Below are 16553 nucleotides of genomic sequence, written 5' to 3' on the forward strand. Positions count from 1 at the left end.
CTTAACCCTCCTTGACCAGACCGAGATCGGTCAGCACGTTACGTGTCGCGCTGTAATAACGCACGTAGCCCGTGCAGCGGCAGATGTGGTGACCGAGGCTGTCCTCGATGACTTTTTCCAGCTGGCTTTTGACGATCGGCTGACGCTGCAACTTCTCCACCAGCACGGTCGCGGCATTCACGAACCCCGGTGCGCAGTAGCTGCACTGGAAAGCGAATTCGTCGACGAAGCGCTGCTGGATCGGGTTCAGCTCAGTGACTTTGCCTTCCTCGTCGCGCTTCGCATGGCCTTCGATAGTGCGTACTTTCTTGCCTTCGAAATAGTGCGCGCCAGTGATGCAGGTGCGTACTTCTTCGCTGGTGCCATCCGGGTTGTCGACGATCACAACGCAGGCGTGGCAGATGCCCTGACCGCAGCCCAAGCGGGAGCCAGTGAGGTTTTTGTATTCGTGCAGGTAATCGATCATCGGCAGGTCATCAGGGATTTCCACCGGGCCGACGGATTGACCGTTGAGGGTCAGTTGAAGCGGACGGTTAGCCATTGAGGGCCTCCTTGATGCGTGCAGAAGTAATAGGCAGGTCGCGGACCCGTTTGCCGATGGCGTGTGCCACGGCGTTACCGATGGCGCCGACCACCGGGATCATCACCACTTCGGCGATGCCCTTCGATGGATCGCTCGGCGACAGCGGCGGCAGGATTTCAGCCGTCTGCTTCCAGACCGCCACGTGGCGCGCCATCGGCAAGCGGTAACGGTTGAAGTTCCAGTCACCCTCCCCCGGCCCGCCTTCGTACAGCGGCATCTCTTCCATCAGCGCATGGCCGATACCCATGGCAATCCCGCCTTCGATCTGGCCCTTGACCAGCTCTTCCACCAGCACTCGACCGCACTCGACCCACGAGTGATGGTTGAGCACTTGCACTTCGGCCGAACCCTTGTTGACTTTCACTTCCACCAGCGTCGCGACCGGGCTGTAGTAAGTCACTGCCGCGTTGTTCAACTGCGTGTCCGGGTAGTGCACGTTCTGGCGATCCAGCAGGTGGAAACCGGCGCTGTTCATTTGCGCCTTTTTCACGCTCGGCGCGCCGTCGCCGTACTTGACCGCCAGGCCGTCGAGCGGCAGACGTTCACGCACGCCGTCGATGCTGAACTCGGCCTCGGCCCAGCTCCAGCGGTTGAAACCGTGCACGGTCGCGCCGGTGACCAGGCCCTTCTCGTGAGCGTGCTTGGCCAACTGCTCAAAGCTCAGCGGCTGCATGCCGTTGGCGGTGAGTTTGCCGTCGACCCAATGCGCATCTTCGCGACGCACCACGTAAGGGTTGGCCGAACCACCGTAAGGGCCCTGGCTCCAGATCTGCAGCGCTGCCGGCCACAAGCCGTGGTTGAACAGCACACGCGCCGCTTCACGGGTGGCGTGGCTAAAATAGTAGGCAGAGTTGGTGGCCGACGACGCCGAGGCGATCTTGCCGACCCAGCGCGGATTGCGCAGCAGGCTGTCCTGTTCGGCCTGACTCATGATGTAAGGGTTGCCGCCGCTGATCAGCTGCAACTCTTTCCATTCAGTCTCGCCGGTCTTCACTTCCGTCGCCGCGATGCCGAGGAAATCGGCCACGACCAAGGCTTGCGAGGTCGACATGCCCGTGCCGATTTCGATACCGATGTGGCGCAGTGTGATGTGCCCCTGAGCAGTGAACTCGATGCTCGCCATCGGCGCTTCAGAGCCCGTGCCGAAGTCTTTTTGGCAGATGGCGAAACCGACGCCGTACCAATTGTCCGGATCCTGCGCTTCGCGCTGCTTTTTGATCGCGTCGCGGTTTTTCCAGACGTCGTGAACGGCGGCCTTGTCGAGAATCTCGTGCAAGCGCAACGCACCCGCCGGCACCGCGCCCTGGGTGTTTTTCATGCCCGAAACCATGGCATTTTTCTTGCGCAGGTCGATGGCGTCGATGCCGAGGCGACCGGCAATTTCGTCGACCATCATCTCGGTGGACGCCATGCTTTGCAGGGTGCCGTAACCACGCATCGAGCCGGCTTCAACGGCGCGGGAATGGTAGGCCGTGACCTGCAAATCGTTCTGCGGCATGTAGTAGATCGACTGCGCCGCCGTGGCGCCAACGGCCGCCACGGAGGGGCTGTAGTTGACCCGGCCACCGCCGTCGACGCTCATTTCGGCGCGGAAAATCTTGAAGCTGTGATCGGTCTTGTCCACGGCCAATTGGTAGCGGATGTCGAACGGGTGACGCTTGATGCCGCTCTGGAATTGCTCATAGCGGTCGTTGGCCAGACGCACCGGCACACCGGCGCCATACAGCGCCGCGAGGGCGGCGTAGTAGACGAAAATGTTGTGGTCTTTGGAACCGTAACCGACGGTGTAACCCGGGTGCATGTTCAGGTTCGCCAGGCCGAAGCGCGACGGCGCGATCATCTTCGCGGTCTCGGTCGCTGCTTCCAATGGGCACTGGGTCGCCACCACGAAATGCAGGGTCTTGGTTGCCGGGTCGTACCAACCATTGCCGTTGTCCGGCTCCATCGCGGCCGGTTCGATCGAAGGGGTTTTGTAGCGCTCGTCGAACACCAGCCAGTTGTCCGGCGGCGTGTCGATCTGCTGTTTCATGCGATCGGCGTAGAACAATCCACGCTCGGTCAGGTTGCCGTGCAGGTTCGGTTGGGAATTCCACACCGGACGACGGTTTTTCAGCATCGGAAACAGGATCGAATCCTTGAGGCTGGCGAATTCGTCTTCGTCCGCCGAGGTCGCACCGCCCACCCGCACATAGCGGAAGCTGCCGTAGGGATCGCCTTCGTAGAACGGCACTTGAGCACCGTAACGAATCGCTTTGTCATTGAATTTGAGTTTGGCCTTGGCCTGACGGAAACGCTCGAAGTCGTTCCAGATCAGGATGGCCACCGGGTGACCGATAAACATCGGCACCTTGCCTTCCGGCAACAGCGGATCCGGCGCATGCTCCTCCGGGAAGACGATGCCGTCCTTTTCCAGGTCAGCGGCGGTGACGATGCGGTCTGGCTGCAATTCGGCACCGAGCCACGACAGTTCCATGCCCGCGTAGATGCGGTCGGCCTTGATGGTTTTCAGCAGCATGGCGTGGCCTTGCTGCTGGGGCCAGCCCGGCATGTCCTTGGCGCGGATGTCGCGGGCAAAGACTTTGCTGCCGCAGACCTTCGACAAGGCATCGTTACGCGTGCGCGCCTTGCCGTTGTTGCCGAGCCATTGCTCGGACGGCACGGTCACGCTGTTTTCCATCAAGGCAGCGAGCGCCTGACTGCTGAGCGGCGTGAGCGTCACGCTCACACCTGCCACCAGCCCGCCCTGAAGGAACGAGCGCCGGGATATTTCACGGTTGGACATGGATCATCCTCTGGGCGGTTATAGACCCGCCCTTCTGGTTATGTTCTGGAAATCTCGAGTCGTGCAGAAGCCCTTTTTGACGGAACGAAGGGCTGAAATGACAGTGCAAAGCTGACCGAAAGGTTAAGTTTATAGGCTTATGCGCCTGCGGCAAACAGCCCCACACAAAAAAACTGACCAGCGAATCAAAATACTGTGTTTTCAGTGCACAGAATTGAGCAGGCAAGCGAATGCAACGCCAAGGTCAGCCCGGCCGGACGGCGTCGTCGCGACAACCTTTGAGGCAGCATAGAAGAAGGCGGCCAGGATGGCCCGGCAAGGGACACTGCAAGAGGAGAAAAAGCCAAATTCCAGACACAAAAAACCCCGGCCTTTCGACCAGGGTCTTTGCTATCGACTCGAAGTAACACTGGCAAAACCAGCAGTTTTCTTCGTAGCTCCAAGGCGTTCAGCGGGCCTTGTAGCAGATATGGCGCAGCGGACGGGACTCGAACCCGCGACCCCCGGCGTGACAGGCCGGTATTCTAACCGACTGAACTACCGCTGCGTATCGCTTTGGACTTTCATCCAAGTAACTCGTCTGATTGAAAACTCATAAGCTTTTCAATCTCGAACCAGATAAATCTGACTCGGAAAATATGGCGCAGCGGACGGGACTCGAACCCGCGACCCCCGGCGTGACAGGCCGGTATTCTAACCGACTGAACTACCGCTGCGCGTCGGTGGAGGCATTTCAGCCTACCTCTTGCTTTCGCAAGTATCTCGGAAGTGGTGGGTGATGACGGGATCGAACCGCCGACATTCTGCTTGTAAGGCAGACGCTCTCCCAGCTGAGCTAATCACCCGTTTGCATCTCCGAGGCCGCGAAATTTACGCAGGTACCGAACCTAAGTCAATAGCAGGATTGAAGTTTTTTCAAAACAGCTGCCAGAGGCAAGCTTCAAGCCACAAGTGGAAGCCGTCACGCGTGAAGCCGGCATGACACTGTCGAGCCTTAACTTGCAGCTTGAAGCTTGAAACGGCTTCTCACTGCTCGTAAATCATCTTCTTGGTCATGCCACCGTCGACCACAAACTCCTGGCCCGTGACGAATCCAGCATTCTTCGACAGCAACCAGGCCACCATCGCCGCCACGTCTTCAACCGCCCCCACCCTGCCCGCCGGATGCTGGGCATGATCGGCATCGGTCAGTGGCTCGGCACGCCGCACGGAAGGATCCCGCGTATCGATCCAGCCCGGACTGACGGCATTCACACGGATTTCCGGCCCAAGGCTGATGGCCAAGGCGTGAGTCAACGCCAACAGTCCGCCTTTGCTGGCCGCGTAAGCCTCTGTGTCGGGTTCCGACTGCCCGGCGCGGGTCGAGGCCAGGTTGACGATCGCGCCGCTGTGCGCGCGCAGATACGGCGCACAGTGCTTGGCCAACAACATCGGCCCGCTGAGATTCACCGCCAACACACGATTCCAGTAAGCCAGATCGAGGCTTTCCAGGGTGATGTTGTGCGGATCGGCCACCGCGGCGTTGCACACCAGTGCATCCAGGCGCCCGAACTGCCCCAGCACTTCGGCAACCCCCAGCGCCACCTGCCCTTCGTTCGAGACGTCCATGGCGATAAACCAGGCATTGTCGCCCAGCACCTTCGCCACTTTCGAACCGCGCACCCGGTCCAGGTCGCTCAGCACCACCTGCCAGCCTTCGCTGATCAGCCAGGCCGAGATCCCCAGACCGATGCCTCGCGCCGCGCCGGTGACCAGCGCGACACGACCATTGGACCCGGAGGTCGGCGTGGACAACTCGATCACAAGGCCGCCAACCCGCGCGCCAGATCGGCTTGCAGGTCAGCCACGTCTTCCAGGCCGACCGCAATGCGGATCAGGCTGTCACGAATGCCCGCGGCTTCACGCTCTTGCGGCGCCAGACGGCCGTGGGAGGTGGTGCTCGGGTGAGTAATGGTGGTCTTGGTATCACCGAGGTTGGCCGTGATCGAAATCAGACGGGTCGCATCGATAAAGCGCCAGGCGCCCTCTTTGCCGCCCTTGACCTCAAAGCTGACCACCGCGCCGAAACCTTTCTGCTGACGCTGGGCGAGTTCGTGCTGCGGGTGGCTTTTCAGACCGGCGTAATGGACTTTCTCGATGCCGTCCTGCTGCTCCAGCCACTCGGCCAGTTCCTGGGCATTGGCGCAATGCGCCTTCATCCGCAGGTTCAGGGTTTCGAGACCCTTGAGGAAGATCCAGGCATTGAACGGGCTCAGGGTCGGCCCCGCGGTGCGCAGGAAACCGACCACTTCTTTCATCTGCTCGCTGCGACCAGCCACGACGCCGCCCATGCAACGGCCCTGGCCGTCGATGAACTTGGTAGCCGAGTGCACGACGATGTCCGCGCCCATCTTCAGCGGTTGCTGCAACGCTGGCGTGCAGAAGCAGTTGTCGACCACCAGCATCGCGCCTTTGGCGTGAGCGATTTCCGCCAGCGCGGCGATATCCACCAGCTCGGCCAACGGGTTGGATGGCGACTCGACAAACAGCAATTTGGTGTTGGTCTTGATTGCCGCGCCCCAACCGGACAAATCCGCCAGAGGCACGTAATCGACTTCGATGCCGAAGCGCTTGAAGTACTTTTCGAACAGGCTGATGGTCGAACCGAACACACTGCGCGAAACCAGCACATGATCACCGGCGCTGCACAGGCTCATCACCACCGCCATGATCGCGGCCATGCCGGTGGCCGTCGCCACGGCTTGCTCGGCGCTTTCCAGCGCGGCGATGCGCTCTTCGAACGCCCGCACGGTCGGGTTGGTGTAGCGCGAGTAAACGTTGCCCGGCACTTCACCGGCAAAGCGTGCCGCCGCGTCGGCAGCGGTACGGAAGACGTAGCTGGAAGTGAAGAACATCGGATCACCGTGTTCGCCTTCCGGCGTGCGGTGCTGACCGGCGCGTACGGCCAGGGTATCGAACGCTACGCCTTCGAGGTCGCTGTCCAGCCGACCGGCATCCCAATCCTGACTCATGCTCTCACTCCTTGCCTTACTCGTTTAGTAGATACAAAACCGGCCCCTCAGGGCCGGTAGTTACTCAGTTGTTGTACAGATCAATGATCGCACTGACTGCCTGCGTCTTGACCTTGGAGGCATCGTTACGTGCCTGCTCGATCTTGTTCAGGTAAGCCTCGTCGACGTCGCCGGTGACGTATTGGCCATCGAACACTGCGCAATCGAACTTCTCGATCTTGATCTTGCCGCCACCGACCGCTTCGATCAAGTCAGGCAAGTCCTGATAGATCAACCAGTCAGCGCCGATCAGGTCAGCAACGTCCTGGGTCGAACGGTTGTGGGCGATCAGCTCGTGAGCGCTCGGCATGTCGATGCCGTAGACGTTCGGGTAACGAACGGCCGGTGCGGCGGAGCAGAAGTAGACGTTTTTGGCGCCGGCTTCGCGAGCCATCTGGATGATCTGCTTGCACGTCGTGCCGCGAACGATCGAGTCGTCCACCAGCATCACGTTCTTGCCACGGAATTCCAGTTCGATCGCGTTGAGCTTCTGGCGTACGGATTTTTTCCGTGCAGCCTGGCCCGGCATGATGAAGGTCCGGCCGATGTAGCGGTTCTTCACGAAGCCTTCGCGGAACTTGACGCCCAAGTGGTTCGCCAGCTCCAGAGCTGCGGTGCGGCTGGTGTCCGGGATCGGGATGACCACGTCGATGTCGTGTTCAGGACGTTCGCGCAGGATCTTCTCGGCGAGCTTCTCACCCATGCGCAGACGGGCCTTATAGACCGACACGCCGTCGATGATCGAATCCGGACGCGCCAGGTAGACGTGCTCGAAGATGCAAGGGGTCAGGGACGGGTTGGTCGCGCACTGACGGGTGTGCAGCTTGCCGTCTTCAGTGATGTAGACCGCTTCGCCCGGTGCCAGGTCGCGAATCAGGGTGAAACCGAGCACGTCCAGGGAGACGCTTTCGGAGGCAATCATGTACTCGACGCCTTCGTCGGTGTGACGCTGACCGAAGACGATCGGGCGGATGCCGTGCGGGTCACGGAAACCGACGATGCCGTAACCGGTCACCATCGCCACGACCGCGTAGCCACCAACGCAACGGTTGTGCACGTCAGTCACCGCGGCGAACACGTCTTCTTCGGTTGGCTGCAACTTGCCGCGCTGGGCCAGCTCGTGAGCGAACACGTTCAGCAGGACTTCCGAGTCGGAGTTGGTGTTGACGTGGCGCAGGTCAGATTCGTAAATCTCCTTGGCCAGTTGTTCAACGTTGGTCAGGTTACCGTTGTGCGCCAACGTGATGCCGTAAGGCGAGTTGACGTAGAACGGCTGAGCTTCAGCCGACGTCGAGCTGCCTGCGGTCGGGTAACGCACATGGCCAATGCCCATGTGGCCGACCAGGCGCTGCATGTGACGCTGATGGAACACGTCACGTACCAGGCCGTTGTCCTTGCGCAGGAATAACCGGCCATCATGGCTGGTCACGATACCGGCAGCGTCCTGGCCGCGGTGCTGGAGGACGGTTAGCGCGTCATACAGCGCCTGATTGACGTTCGACTTACCGACGATACCGACGATGCCACACATGCGACGCAACCCCTACTTAATGGATCTGAACTGAACAACACTCACTGAGGCGTTTTGGCCATCGGCAAGAGTTGATCCTTGAACGGTATCTCAGCGGGTACGCTGATACCGCTGGCAAGCCACTGACTGCTCCACCCGAGAATCAGGTTTTTGGACCAGTCTGCGACCAATAGAAATTTTGGCACGAGCTGTGACTCTTTCCACCACCCGTCCTGCTGTACCGGCCCCAGGCTCAACAGCCCGACCGCCACGACCACCAGCAACACGCCACGCGCGGCGCCGAAGGCCATGCCGAGGAATCGATCGGTCCCGGATAGCCCGGTGACGCGAACCAATTCGCCGATAAGATAATTGATCATTGCGCCTACGATTAACGTGGCAACAAACATGATGGCACAGCCCGTGATCACACGAGCCGACGGTGTTTGAATGTATCCGGCGAGGTACTCGGACAATGAACCACCGAACATCCAGGCAACAGCTCCTGCGATGATCCAGGTCACCAGCGACAGTGCTTCTTTGACGAAGCCGCGGCTCAGACTGATCAATGCGGAGATGGCGACGATTGCAACGATCGCCCAGTCAACCCAGGTAAATGGCACAGTGCAGCCTACAGACGGATAAGGCGGCGCATTTTAGCAGAGCGCATGGCTATCGGTAAGCTGCGATTGTCAGTGCTTTTCAAATCGGGGCGATAGTTTTAAACCGCACCCAACCCTGGAGCAGCTGGCGAAGCCTGCGTTCGGGTGCGCAGCCGCCGTAAAATCAGGTAATTGGGTGTGTCAGACAAACCGCGGAGGCAGGGATTACGGCCGCTTCGCCGCCAGACGCTGCCTCGCGGGCTCGACAGCTGCTACACAGATTAAGGTGTCGGTTTTAGCCGCGCTCTGGCTGGAATCGCACGACAAAGCCCTTGAGCTTCTTCTGGCGGTCCAGCAAATCACGCAGACGGTCGGCTTCGGCGCGCTCGATCAGCGGCCCGACAAACACTCTGTTTTTACCGTCAGAGGATCGAATGTAAGCATTGTAGCCCTGACTGCGCAGGTCTTTCTGCAGGCTTTCGGCGTTTTCTCGGCTCGACAGACTGGCCACTTGCACCGACCAGCTGACCGACAGGCCATTGGCATCGATGCGACTTTGAGTGATATCCGGTTTAGTCGGCGCTGCCGCGATCGGCTGGGCCGGTGGCGTCGTAGCCTTGGCGGCTGGCGCAGGCGCGACCGGTTTGGCAGCAGGCGCCGGGGCTACAGGGACCGCCGGCGCAATCGGTGCCGTCGGCGCCTCTTGCTGAGCGATTTCATCATCGCTCGGCACCGGCTCTTGAGGCAGCGCTTGCGGCTCAGGCACCACGACTGGCTCGACCTGCACTTGCGGCACCGCCGGGGCATGCGGCGCAGTGGGGGCGTCGACCACCACCTGACGCTGCTCATCCTGACGGGAAAACAGCATCGGCAGGAAAATTACCGCCAGCGCCACCAGCACCAGCGCGCCAACCATGCGTTGTTTGTAGGCCTTATCCAGCAATGCCATTTGCCGCTTCCTCCGTGGAGCGCCGGGCCAGCCATTCGAGGGCCTCGGCGACACAATAAAATGATCCGAACAGCAGAATCTCGTCGTCGCTCGTCGCCAGCGCGCTCTGCCCTTCCAGGGCGGCCGCCACGCTGCCATAGGACGTTACCGACGCACCAACGTTCTGCAACGCTGCCTGCAAATCGGCAACCGGTCGCGCTCGCGGGGAATCCAGCGGCGCAACGGCCCAGTGCTGGACACTAGCATTCAATTCACCGACAACACCATCCAGATCCTTGTCAGCCAGCAAACCGAACACCGCCAGACGCTTGCCGACCGGTGGACGGCTGGTCAGACGCCGCGCCAGATATTCGGCGGCATGCGGGTTATGCCCCACATCCAGCAGCAGGTTCAAACGCTTGCCCTGCCAGTCGAACTGACGGCGGTCGAGACGACCCACCACCCGCGTCGCTTTCAGCGCATCAATAATCTGTGAATCTACCCACGGCAAACCGAGCAGCAGATAGGCCTGCAACGCCAACGCCGCGTTTTCCATTGGCAGATCAAGCAACGGCAGATCGCGCAGTTCGACCGCACACCCTTGAGCATCCAGGCCGCGCCATTGCCAGTTGTGATCGGTGATGCCGAGGTCAAAATCGCGCCCACGCAGGAAAAACGGGCAATTGAGCTCGCGCGCCTTATCCAGCAGAGGTTGTGGAGGATTCAGATCGCCACAGAGCGCAGGCGCACCCTGACGGAAAATGCCGGCCTTCTCAAAGGCCACGGACTCACGGGTATCACCCAGATAGTCCGCATGGTCGACGCCGATGCTGGTGACCAGCGCCATGTCGGCATCAACCACGTTGACCGTGTCCAGACGCCCGCCCAGACCGACTTCCAGCACCACCGCATCAAGCCCGGCCTGTTGAAACAGCCAGAATGCCGCCAGGGTGCCCATTTCGAAGTACGTCAGAGAGGTGTCGCCACGACCGGCTTCGACAGCCGCAAAGGCTTCGCACAGCTCGGCGTCAGTGGCTTCGACGCCATTGACCTGCACCCGCTCGTTGTAGCGCAGCAGGTGCGGAGAATTGTAGACACCCACATTCAGGCCTTGCGCCCGTAGCAATGAAGCCACGAATGCGCAGGTAGAACCCTTGCCGTTGGTGCCGGTGACCGTGATCACCCGCGGCGCCGGCTTGCCCAGCCCCATGCGGGACGCTACCTGCTGCGAGCGCTCCAGCCCCATGTCGATGGCCGAAGGGTGCAATTGCTCAAGGTAGGCGAGCCACTCGCCAAGGGTACGCTCGGTCATATGTTCGCAGGTACCGGCGGTACAACGATCGGCTCGATTGGCGCAGCGACGAATTTCGGCGTCGGCAGGCCCATCATTTGTGCCAGCAGGTTACCCAGGCGCGGACGCAGTTCCTGACGGTGAATGATCATGTCGATGGCGCCGTGCTCCAGCAGGAATTCGCTGCGCTGGAAGCCTTCCGGCAGCTTTTCACGCACGGTTTGCTCGATCACGCGCGGACCGGCAAAGCCGATCAGGGCTTTCGGCTCACCGACGATCACGTCGCCAAGCATCGCCAGACTAGCGGAAACACCGCCGTAGACCGGGTCAGTCAGTACGGAGATGAACGGAATGCCTTCTTCACGCAGACGCGCCAGTACCGCCGAGGTCTTGGCCATTTGCATCAGGGAGATCAGGGCTTCCTGCATCCGCGCACCACCGGAAGCGGCGAAGCAGATCATCGGACATTTGTTTTCCAGGGCGTAGTTGGCGGCGCGAACAAAACGCTCACCGACGATGGCACCCATCGAACCACCCATGAAGGAAAATTCGAATGCCGACACGACAACCGGCATGCCCAGCAAGGTGCCGCTCATGGAGATCAGTGCGTCTTTTTCGCCCGTCTGCTTCTGGGCGGCGGTCAGGCGATCCTTGTACTTCTTGCCGTCGCGGAATTTCAGACGATCAACCGGCTCCAGGTCAGCACCCAGTTCGGCACGGCCTTCAGCGTCGAGGAAGATATCAATGCGGGCGCGGGCGCCGATACGCATGTGGTGGTTGCACTTGGGGCAAACGTCCAGGGTCTTTTCCAGCTCCGGACGATACAGCACAGCCTCGCAAGACGGGCATTTGTGCCACAGACCTTCAGGCACCGAGCTCTTCTTGACCTCGGAACGCATGATCGAAGGGATCAGTTTGTCTACTAACCAGTTGCTCATGCTTTCTTTCTCCAGTACCGGCGGCCCGAACGCTCTGGTTCGCAGCCCCGCGTATGCCCTTGAGCTAAATTCATGTGTGTGTGGCGATGGTCGGTGGATGGCCGGGTCAGCGAAACGCGACCTGCGTACAACCCATCAACCCTCAGCCGTGCCTGCTTTGTGCAGCGCAGTGCATTTTGGGACGGCGGCAGTCTGCCAGCCGTCACATCCTCTATGTACTACCGCGTACCGCTTTGATGAACGCCTGAATCTTTGCGTGATCCTTGATGCCCTTGCTCGCCTCTACTCCACCGCTGACGTCCACCGCATAAGGCCGGACCCGGGCAATCGCCCCGGCGACGTTATCCGGGGTCAGACCGCCCGCCAGAATGATCGGCTTGTTCAAGCCTTGCGGTATCAGAGACCAGTCGAATGCTTCACCGGTTCCGCCCGGCACGCCTTCAACGTAGGCGTCGAGCAGGATTCCGCTCGCACTGGGGAATGCATCGCAGGCTGCCGCGATGTCGTCTCCGGCCTTGACCCGCAGCGCCTTGATGTACGGACGGTGCCAGCCTTCGCAATCGGCGGCCGTTTCGTCACCATGGAACTGCAACAGGTCCAGCGGTACGGCATCGAGTAATTCGCCCAGTTCGCAGCGGCTGGCATTGACGAACAACCCCACGGTGGTGACGAACGGCGGCAGCGCCTTGATGATGTCGCGCGCCTGCTGGAACGTCACGGCCCGCGGGCTTTTGGCGTAGAACACAAATCCGATGGCATCGGCCCCGGCCTCGACCGCCGCCAACGCATCTTCTATGCGGGTAATCCCGCAAATCTTGCTGCGAACGGCTGACATGTCGATAAATCCTCAGGGCAATTCCGGGAAAGTCCCGGATGGTAACAAATGCGTTCGAGGGCGTCAGCCGTCAAGTTCCGTGAAACCGGTCAGGAAGTGTGGGCCGATGTAACGCTCGGGCAATTCGAACTCGTCGCGGTACTCGACCTGCACCAGATACAGGCCAAACGGATGTGCGGTGACCCCGCCAGATCGGCGAATGCGGCTTTCCAGCACTTCCTTCATCCACTCCACCGGGCGCTCGCCGGCACCGATGGTCATCAGCACGCCGGCAATGTTGCGCACCATGTGGTGCAGGAACGCGCTGGCACGGATATCCAGCACAATCATCTTGCCGTGACGGGTGACGCGCAGGTGATGCAATTCCTTGATCGGCGATTTGGCCTGGCACTGACCGGCGCGGAACGCACTGAAATCATGGGTGCCGACCAGGTACTGCGCGGCCTCGGCCATGCGCTGGACGTCCAGCGGACGGTGGTTCCAGGTGATTTCTTCGTTGAGGTGCGCCGGGCGGATCTGATCGTTGTAGATCACGTAGCGGTAACGCCGGGCAATGGCCTTGAACCGCGCATGGAAATGCGCCGGCATGACCTTGGCCCAACTGACGCTGACGTCGTGGGGCAAATTGATGTTGGCGCCCATGACCCAGGCCTTCATCGACCGCTCGACCTGGGTATCGAAATGCACCACCTGACCACAGGCATGCACGCCTGCGTCCGTTCTCCCGGCGCACAGCAGCGACACCGGTGAGTCGGCGACTTTGGACAAGGCTTTCTCAAGGGTTTCCTGCACCGTGAGCACACCGGAGGCCTGGCGCTGCCAGCCGCGATAACGCGAGCCTTTGTATTCAACGCCCAATGCGATCCGGTAAAAGCCGTCGGCCGCCATTTCCGCAGCCGGATTATCTATATTTGCCAAGGGGTACAGCCTGCTGATCTACGCAAAGGCGGGCATTATAAGGCCGCCGGACCGAGACGCCAGAGTGGCTTCAGCATCGGCGGCGAATGTCAGGGTCTCATTGCGAGCAAGCTCGCTCACACAGGGGGTCTGTGAACAGCGCAAATCCACTGTGGGAGCGAGCTTGCACCGGGCGGCGTTCCGACGATAGCAAAAGACCAGACACCCACTTGCTCCCCACTCAAACAAAAACGGCAACCTCAATGGGCTGCCGTTTTATTGACTGCTGACGGGTCACTCAAACCAGACGCGAAAGCATTTCCTTGGCTTCGCTCTTCTGCCCGGCATCACCCTCGGTCACCACCTCATTGAGGATGTCCCGAGCACCATCGTTGTCGCCCATGTCGATGTAGGCCTGGGCCAGATCGAGTTTGGTAGCGACTTCATCCGTACCGGAGAGGAAGTCGAAGTCCGGCTCATCCGCCGCCGACGCCAGGGCATCTTCTGCGGTGAAGCGCGGCTCGCCAATGCTCTGGGACAGACGATCCAGTTCGGCGTTGACGTCATCCAGTTCTGCTTCAAAGTCATCCGGAACATCAGCGATGGCAGGCTTGGCCGGAGCCGCGTCCATTTCATCCGCCAGCGACAGGTCAAAATCGGCAGGTAATTCCAGATCGTCCTGAGGCGCTTCAGGCACGACCGGAAAGTCTTTCACGCCTTCGTCCAGGTCCAGCAGGAAGCCGTCTTCAACGAGCATGGCCGGCGTCGGGTCTGCACCCAGGTCCATGTCCAGATCGAAGTCCGACAGGTCGTCGAGGTTGTCCTTGATGTCGGTTTGCTGCTGCAGCACCGATTCAAAGCTCAAATCGTCATCCAGCGGGAATTCGTCCAGCTCGGTCGACACGCCTGCCTCAGGCGCAACCACAGCCGGGGAAGCGGCTTCCAGGTCGTCCAGGCTCAGGTCGAACGCGCTGTCGAAGTCGTCATCGGCTGCGGCTGCCGGCGCTTGCGGCTCGTCCAACAGCAGGTCCTTGACGTACTGCGCATCCAGTTCCGCAGCGATGGCGGCCGCAGCCAGGCCACTGGCGGCAACCACGGCCATGGCCGGGAAACGGGTCTTGAGTTTTTCGACTTGGGCGAAGTTATCGCCGTTAGCGACCAGTTGGCGCTCCTGGCCCACAAACGCATCACGGTCGCCTTGCTGACCGTACACTTCCATCAGCTTCAAACGCAGGTCACTGCGCTGCGGCTCTTGCTTGATACCGTCTTCCAGCAACGCGGCAGCCTGGTTCAGACGACCCGCAGCAATGTGCGACTGCGCCTTGGTCAGCACGTCGTCATCACGCTCGCCAGCCGGCGACACCAGAGGTGCTGCAATCGGCGTAGTCATCACAACCGGTGCAGGCGCTGGCTTAGGAGCAGGTGCAGGTGCAGGTGCAGGAGCCGGTGCAGGCGTCGGCGCAGTGGCGAGCTTCACGCTAGGCGGCGGCACTTCCAGGCCTTCGAAGCTGCTTTCCGGCAGGTCGTTGTCGAAGGACATGTTCTGTTCTTCAGACAACGCACGGGCCATGCGCAGATGTTTCTCGGCTTCTTGCTGGGCTTTGCGGCGACGCGCCAGCAACAGCAGCAAGAGTGCCAACACCACCGCACCGCCACCGATCAGGCCCAGCAGGATCGGATTGGTCAGTAGTTCGTTGAACTTCTGGTCGTCGGAGACCGCTGGTGTCGGCTCGATTGCCGGCTCGGCAGGTGCCGGTGTCACTTCAGGGGCCGCCGCCGGAGCCGGCGCCACCTCAGCCGGTGCCGGCGCAGGGTTGGCTGCCAACTCAGCCGACATGGCCGGAGCGGTCTCAGTCGCAGCAGCAGGTGCACCCGCCGCGCCTTCTGCCTGCATCCTGGCCAGCTGATTGTTCTTCAGTTCGATCAGTTTTTGCAGCTTGTCCAACTGGCTTTGCAGATCGGTCATGCGACTTTTCAGTTCAGCGTTGTCACGACGGGTCGTGTCGAGGCTTTCCTGGGTCACAGCCAATTTGTTGCTCAGGTTCTTGGCATCGCCCGCGACACCTTTACCACCGGCCTTGCCGGATTCGGCAGAGACCAGGCTCAGCTTGTCCTTGGCAGGTTCTGCACTACCGGCGTCAGCACGACCGCGCTTGGTGGCATCGAGTTGTTGCTGCCCGGTGCCGGGTTTCGCCACATAACGACGCCCCTGGCGCCACGCAGTGTTCTGCGCGGCCACTTCAGCGATTGCCTTGGGTTGCGGCAGCGTGGTGGCTTGCGCCTGATCCGGCATGCGCAGCACCTGGCCGGTTTTCAGCCGGTTGATGTTGCCGTCGATAAAGGCATCCGGGTTCAGTGCCTGAATGGCCAGCATGGTTTGCTGAACCGAACCACCGTTACGCGCCTTCGCAGCGATTTCCCACAGGGTATCGCGCGGGGTGGTGGTGTATTGAGCCGGTTTGCTGGCACCCGTCACCGGCGCAGTAACGTTTGAAGTTGGCGCTGACTGCGCAGCCGCTTCAGCGGTCTGCGGCGAGAATTTGGACGGATCGAGCAGTACGCTGTAATCACGCAGCAGGCGACCGTTAGGCCACATGACCTGAACCAGGAATTTCACCATCGGTTCAGACAGGGGCTTGCTGGAAGTCACACGCAGGATGCTTTTACCGCTGGCGTTAAGCACAGGGGTGAAGGTCAGGTCATTGAGAAAGGCCTGACGGTCGACACCGGCCTTGGCGAAATCTTCAGGCGAGGCCAGGCTCGGCACCACTTCGGCGGCCGTAAGATCCTTGACGTCGAGCAGCTCGATTTCCGCCACCAGGGGTTGGTTCAGCGTCGACTTCAGGGTCAGTTCCCCGAGCCCGAGGGCATGCGCCATACCGGATGACAGCGCCGAGGCGGCCGCAATTGCTAACACCAGTTTGCGAACTTGAACCATAGCCTCATCCTTTGTTTGAACATTCCTCGGCCAGCGAGAAGGTATTGATAGTCGCTGCCGTAAGGCATTGCGCGCGGCGTCGAAGTGTCATCGCGCGCGATCATTTCTTGCCTGCCCCGCAAAGCCCCATCGAGGGGCTTTCCTTCAGCAGTGCGGCCAAGCATAGCGCCCGGCTAGAATCATTCTGTGAATTGTTGCC

At 60.7% G+C, this 16553-nt stretch carries 12 protein-coding genes and 3 tRNA genes; all 15 read right to left on the reverse strand.

All coding sequences use genetic code 11. The annotated features are described in order from the left end of the window. Position 1: 1 nt before the first annotated feature. The 15 genes from H8F22_RS03690 to H8F22_RS03760 all read right to left on the reverse strand — a co-directional run bounded on the left by H8F22_RS03690 (position 2) and on the right by H8F22_RS03760 (position 16354). Positions 2-541, reverse strand: a complete 540-nt coding sequence (locus H8F22_RS03690; protein ID WP_027921576.1) for a (2Fe-2S)-binding protein — start codon at positions 539-541, stop codon at positions 2-4. After that, a complete protein-coding gene (locus H8F22_RS03695; RefSeq protein ID WP_027921577.1) occupies positions 534-3365 on the reverse strand; it encodes a xanthine dehydrogenase family protein molybdopterin-binding subunit in 2832 nt (943 codons plus the stop codon). Before H8F22_RS03695 ends, H8F22_RS03690 begins: the two co-directional genes overlap by 8 nt. Positions 3366-3835: 470 nt before the next feature. Next, positions 3836-3912, reverse strand: a tRNA-Asp gene (locus tag H8F22_RS03700). A 92-nt stretch (positions 3913-4004) separates the two neighbouring features. Continuing rightward, positions 4005-4081: transfer RNA gene (locus H8F22_RS03705), tRNA-Asp, on the reverse strand. A gap of 53 nt (positions 4082-4134) precedes the next feature. Continuing rightward, positions 4135-4210, reverse strand: a tRNA-Val gene (locus tag H8F22_RS03710). A gap of 181 nt (positions 4211-4391) precedes the next feature. Beyond that, positions 4392-5168, reverse strand: a complete 777-nt coding sequence (locus tag H8F22_RS03715; RefSeq protein WP_194939767.1) for an SDR family oxidoreductase — start codon at positions 5166-5168, stop codon at positions 4392-4394. Next, positions 5165-6376 carry an O-succinylhomoserine sulfhydrylase gene (locus H8F22_RS03720; RefSeq protein ID WP_059181204.1) on the reverse strand — a complete coding sequence of 404 codons (1212 nt, stop codon included), beginning with the start codon at positions 6374-6376 and terminating at the stop codon, positions 5165-5167. Before H8F22_RS03720 ends, H8F22_RS03715 begins: the two co-directional genes overlap by 4 nt. A 64-nt stretch (positions 6377-6440) precedes the next feature. After that, complete coding sequence (purF, locus tag H8F22_RS03725; RefSeq protein WP_010456022.1) at positions 6441-7946, reverse strand: amidophosphoribosyltransferase; 1506 nt, start codon at positions 7944-7946, stop codon at positions 6441-6443. A 41-nt stretch (positions 7947-7987) separates the two neighbouring features. Continuing rightward, a complete protein-coding gene (locus H8F22_RS03730) occupies positions 7988-8548 on the reverse strand; it encodes a CvpA family protein (protein WP_027921580.1) in 561 nt (186 codons plus the stop codon). A gap of 274 nt (positions 8549-8822) precedes the next feature. Beyond that, positions 8823-9476, reverse strand: a complete 654-nt coding sequence (locus H8F22_RS03735; RefSeq protein ID WP_027921581.1) for an SPOR domain-containing protein — start codon at positions 9474-9476, stop codon at positions 8823-8825. Further along, positions 9460-10767 carry a bifunctional tetrahydrofolate synthase/dihydrofolate synthase gene (gene folC / locus H8F22_RS03740; protein ID WP_194939768.1) on the reverse strand — a complete coding sequence of 436 codons (1308 nt, stop codon included), beginning with the start codon at positions 10765-10767 and terminating at the stop codon, positions 9460-9462. Before folC ends, H8F22_RS03735 begins: the two co-directional genes overlap by 17 nt. Then, entirely contained in the window at positions 10764-11684 is a 921-nt protein-coding gene (gene accD, locus H8F22_RS03745) for an acetyl-CoA carboxylase, carboxyltransferase subunit beta (protein WP_027921583.1), read from the reverse strand. The genes folC and accD overlap by 4 nt, the downstream gene beginning before the upstream one ends. A gap of 211 nt (positions 11685-11895) precedes the next feature. Continuing rightward, on the reverse strand, positions 11896-12519 hold the full coding sequence (locus tag H8F22_RS03750) for a phosphoribosylanthranilate isomerase (RefSeq protein ID WP_027921584.1): 624 nt from the start codon (positions 12517-12519) through the stop codon (positions 11896-11898). A 63-nt stretch (positions 12520-12582) separates the two neighbouring features. After that, positions 12583-13407, reverse strand: coding sequence for a tRNA pseudouridine(38-40) synthase TruA (gene truA, locus H8F22_RS03755; RefSeq protein ID WP_027921585.1), 825 nt, complete (start codon positions 13405-13407; stop codon positions 12583-12585). Positions 13408-13714: 307 nt separating this feature from the next. Then, a complete protein-coding gene (locus H8F22_RS03760; protein ID WP_194939769.1) occupies positions 13715-16354 on the reverse strand; it encodes a FimV family protein in 2640 nt (879 codons plus the stop codon). Between the last annotated feature and the right edge of the window lie 199 nt (positions 16355-16553).

Origin of the sequence: Pseudomonas mucoides, assembly GCF_015461845.1 — a bacterium.
Taxonomy (GTDB): domain Bacteria; phylum Pseudomonadota; class Gammaproteobacteria; order Pseudomonadales; family Pseudomonadaceae; genus Aquipseudomonas; species Aquipseudomonas mucoides.

Coding starts and splice junctions, on each gene's coding strand:
- accD (WP_027921583.1), bottom strand. CDS start 11,684: ATGAGCAACTGGTTAGTAGACAAACTGATCCCTTCGATCATGCGTTCC.
- H8F22_RS03735 (WP_027921581.1), bottom strand. CDS start 9,476: ATGGCATTGCTGGATAAGGCCTACAAACAACGCATGGTTGGCGCGCTG.
- folC (WP_194939768.1), bottom strand. CDS start 10,767: ATGACCGAGCGTACCCTTGGCGAGTGGCTCGCCTACCTTGAGCAATTG.
- truA (WP_027921585.1), bottom strand. CDS start 13,407: ATGGCGGCCGACGGCTTTTACCGGATCGCATTGGGCGTTGAATACAAA.
- H8F22_RS03750 (WP_027921584.1), bottom strand. CDS start 12,519: ATGTCAGCCGTTCGCAGCAAGATTTGCGGGATTACCCGCATAGAAGAT.
- H8F22_RS03760 (WP_194939769.1), bottom strand. CDS start 16,354: ATGGTTCAAGTTCGCAAACTGGTGTTAGCAATTGCGGCCGCCTCGGCG.
- H8F22_RS03695 (WP_027921577.1), bottom strand. CDS start 3,365: ATGTCCAACCGTGAAATATCCCGGCGCTCGTTCCTTCAGGGCGGGCTG.
- H8F22_RS03690 (WP_027921576.1), bottom strand. CDS start 541: ATGGCTAACCGTCCGCTTCAACTGACCCTCAACGGTCAATCCGTCGGC.
- purF (WP_010456022.1), bottom strand. CDS start 7,946: ATGTGTGGCATCGTCGGTATCGTCGGTAAGTCGAACGTCAATCAGGCG.
- H8F22_RS03720 (WP_059181204.1), bottom strand. CDS start 6,376: ATGAGTCAGGATTGGGATGCCGGTCGGCTGGACAGCGACCTCGAAGGC.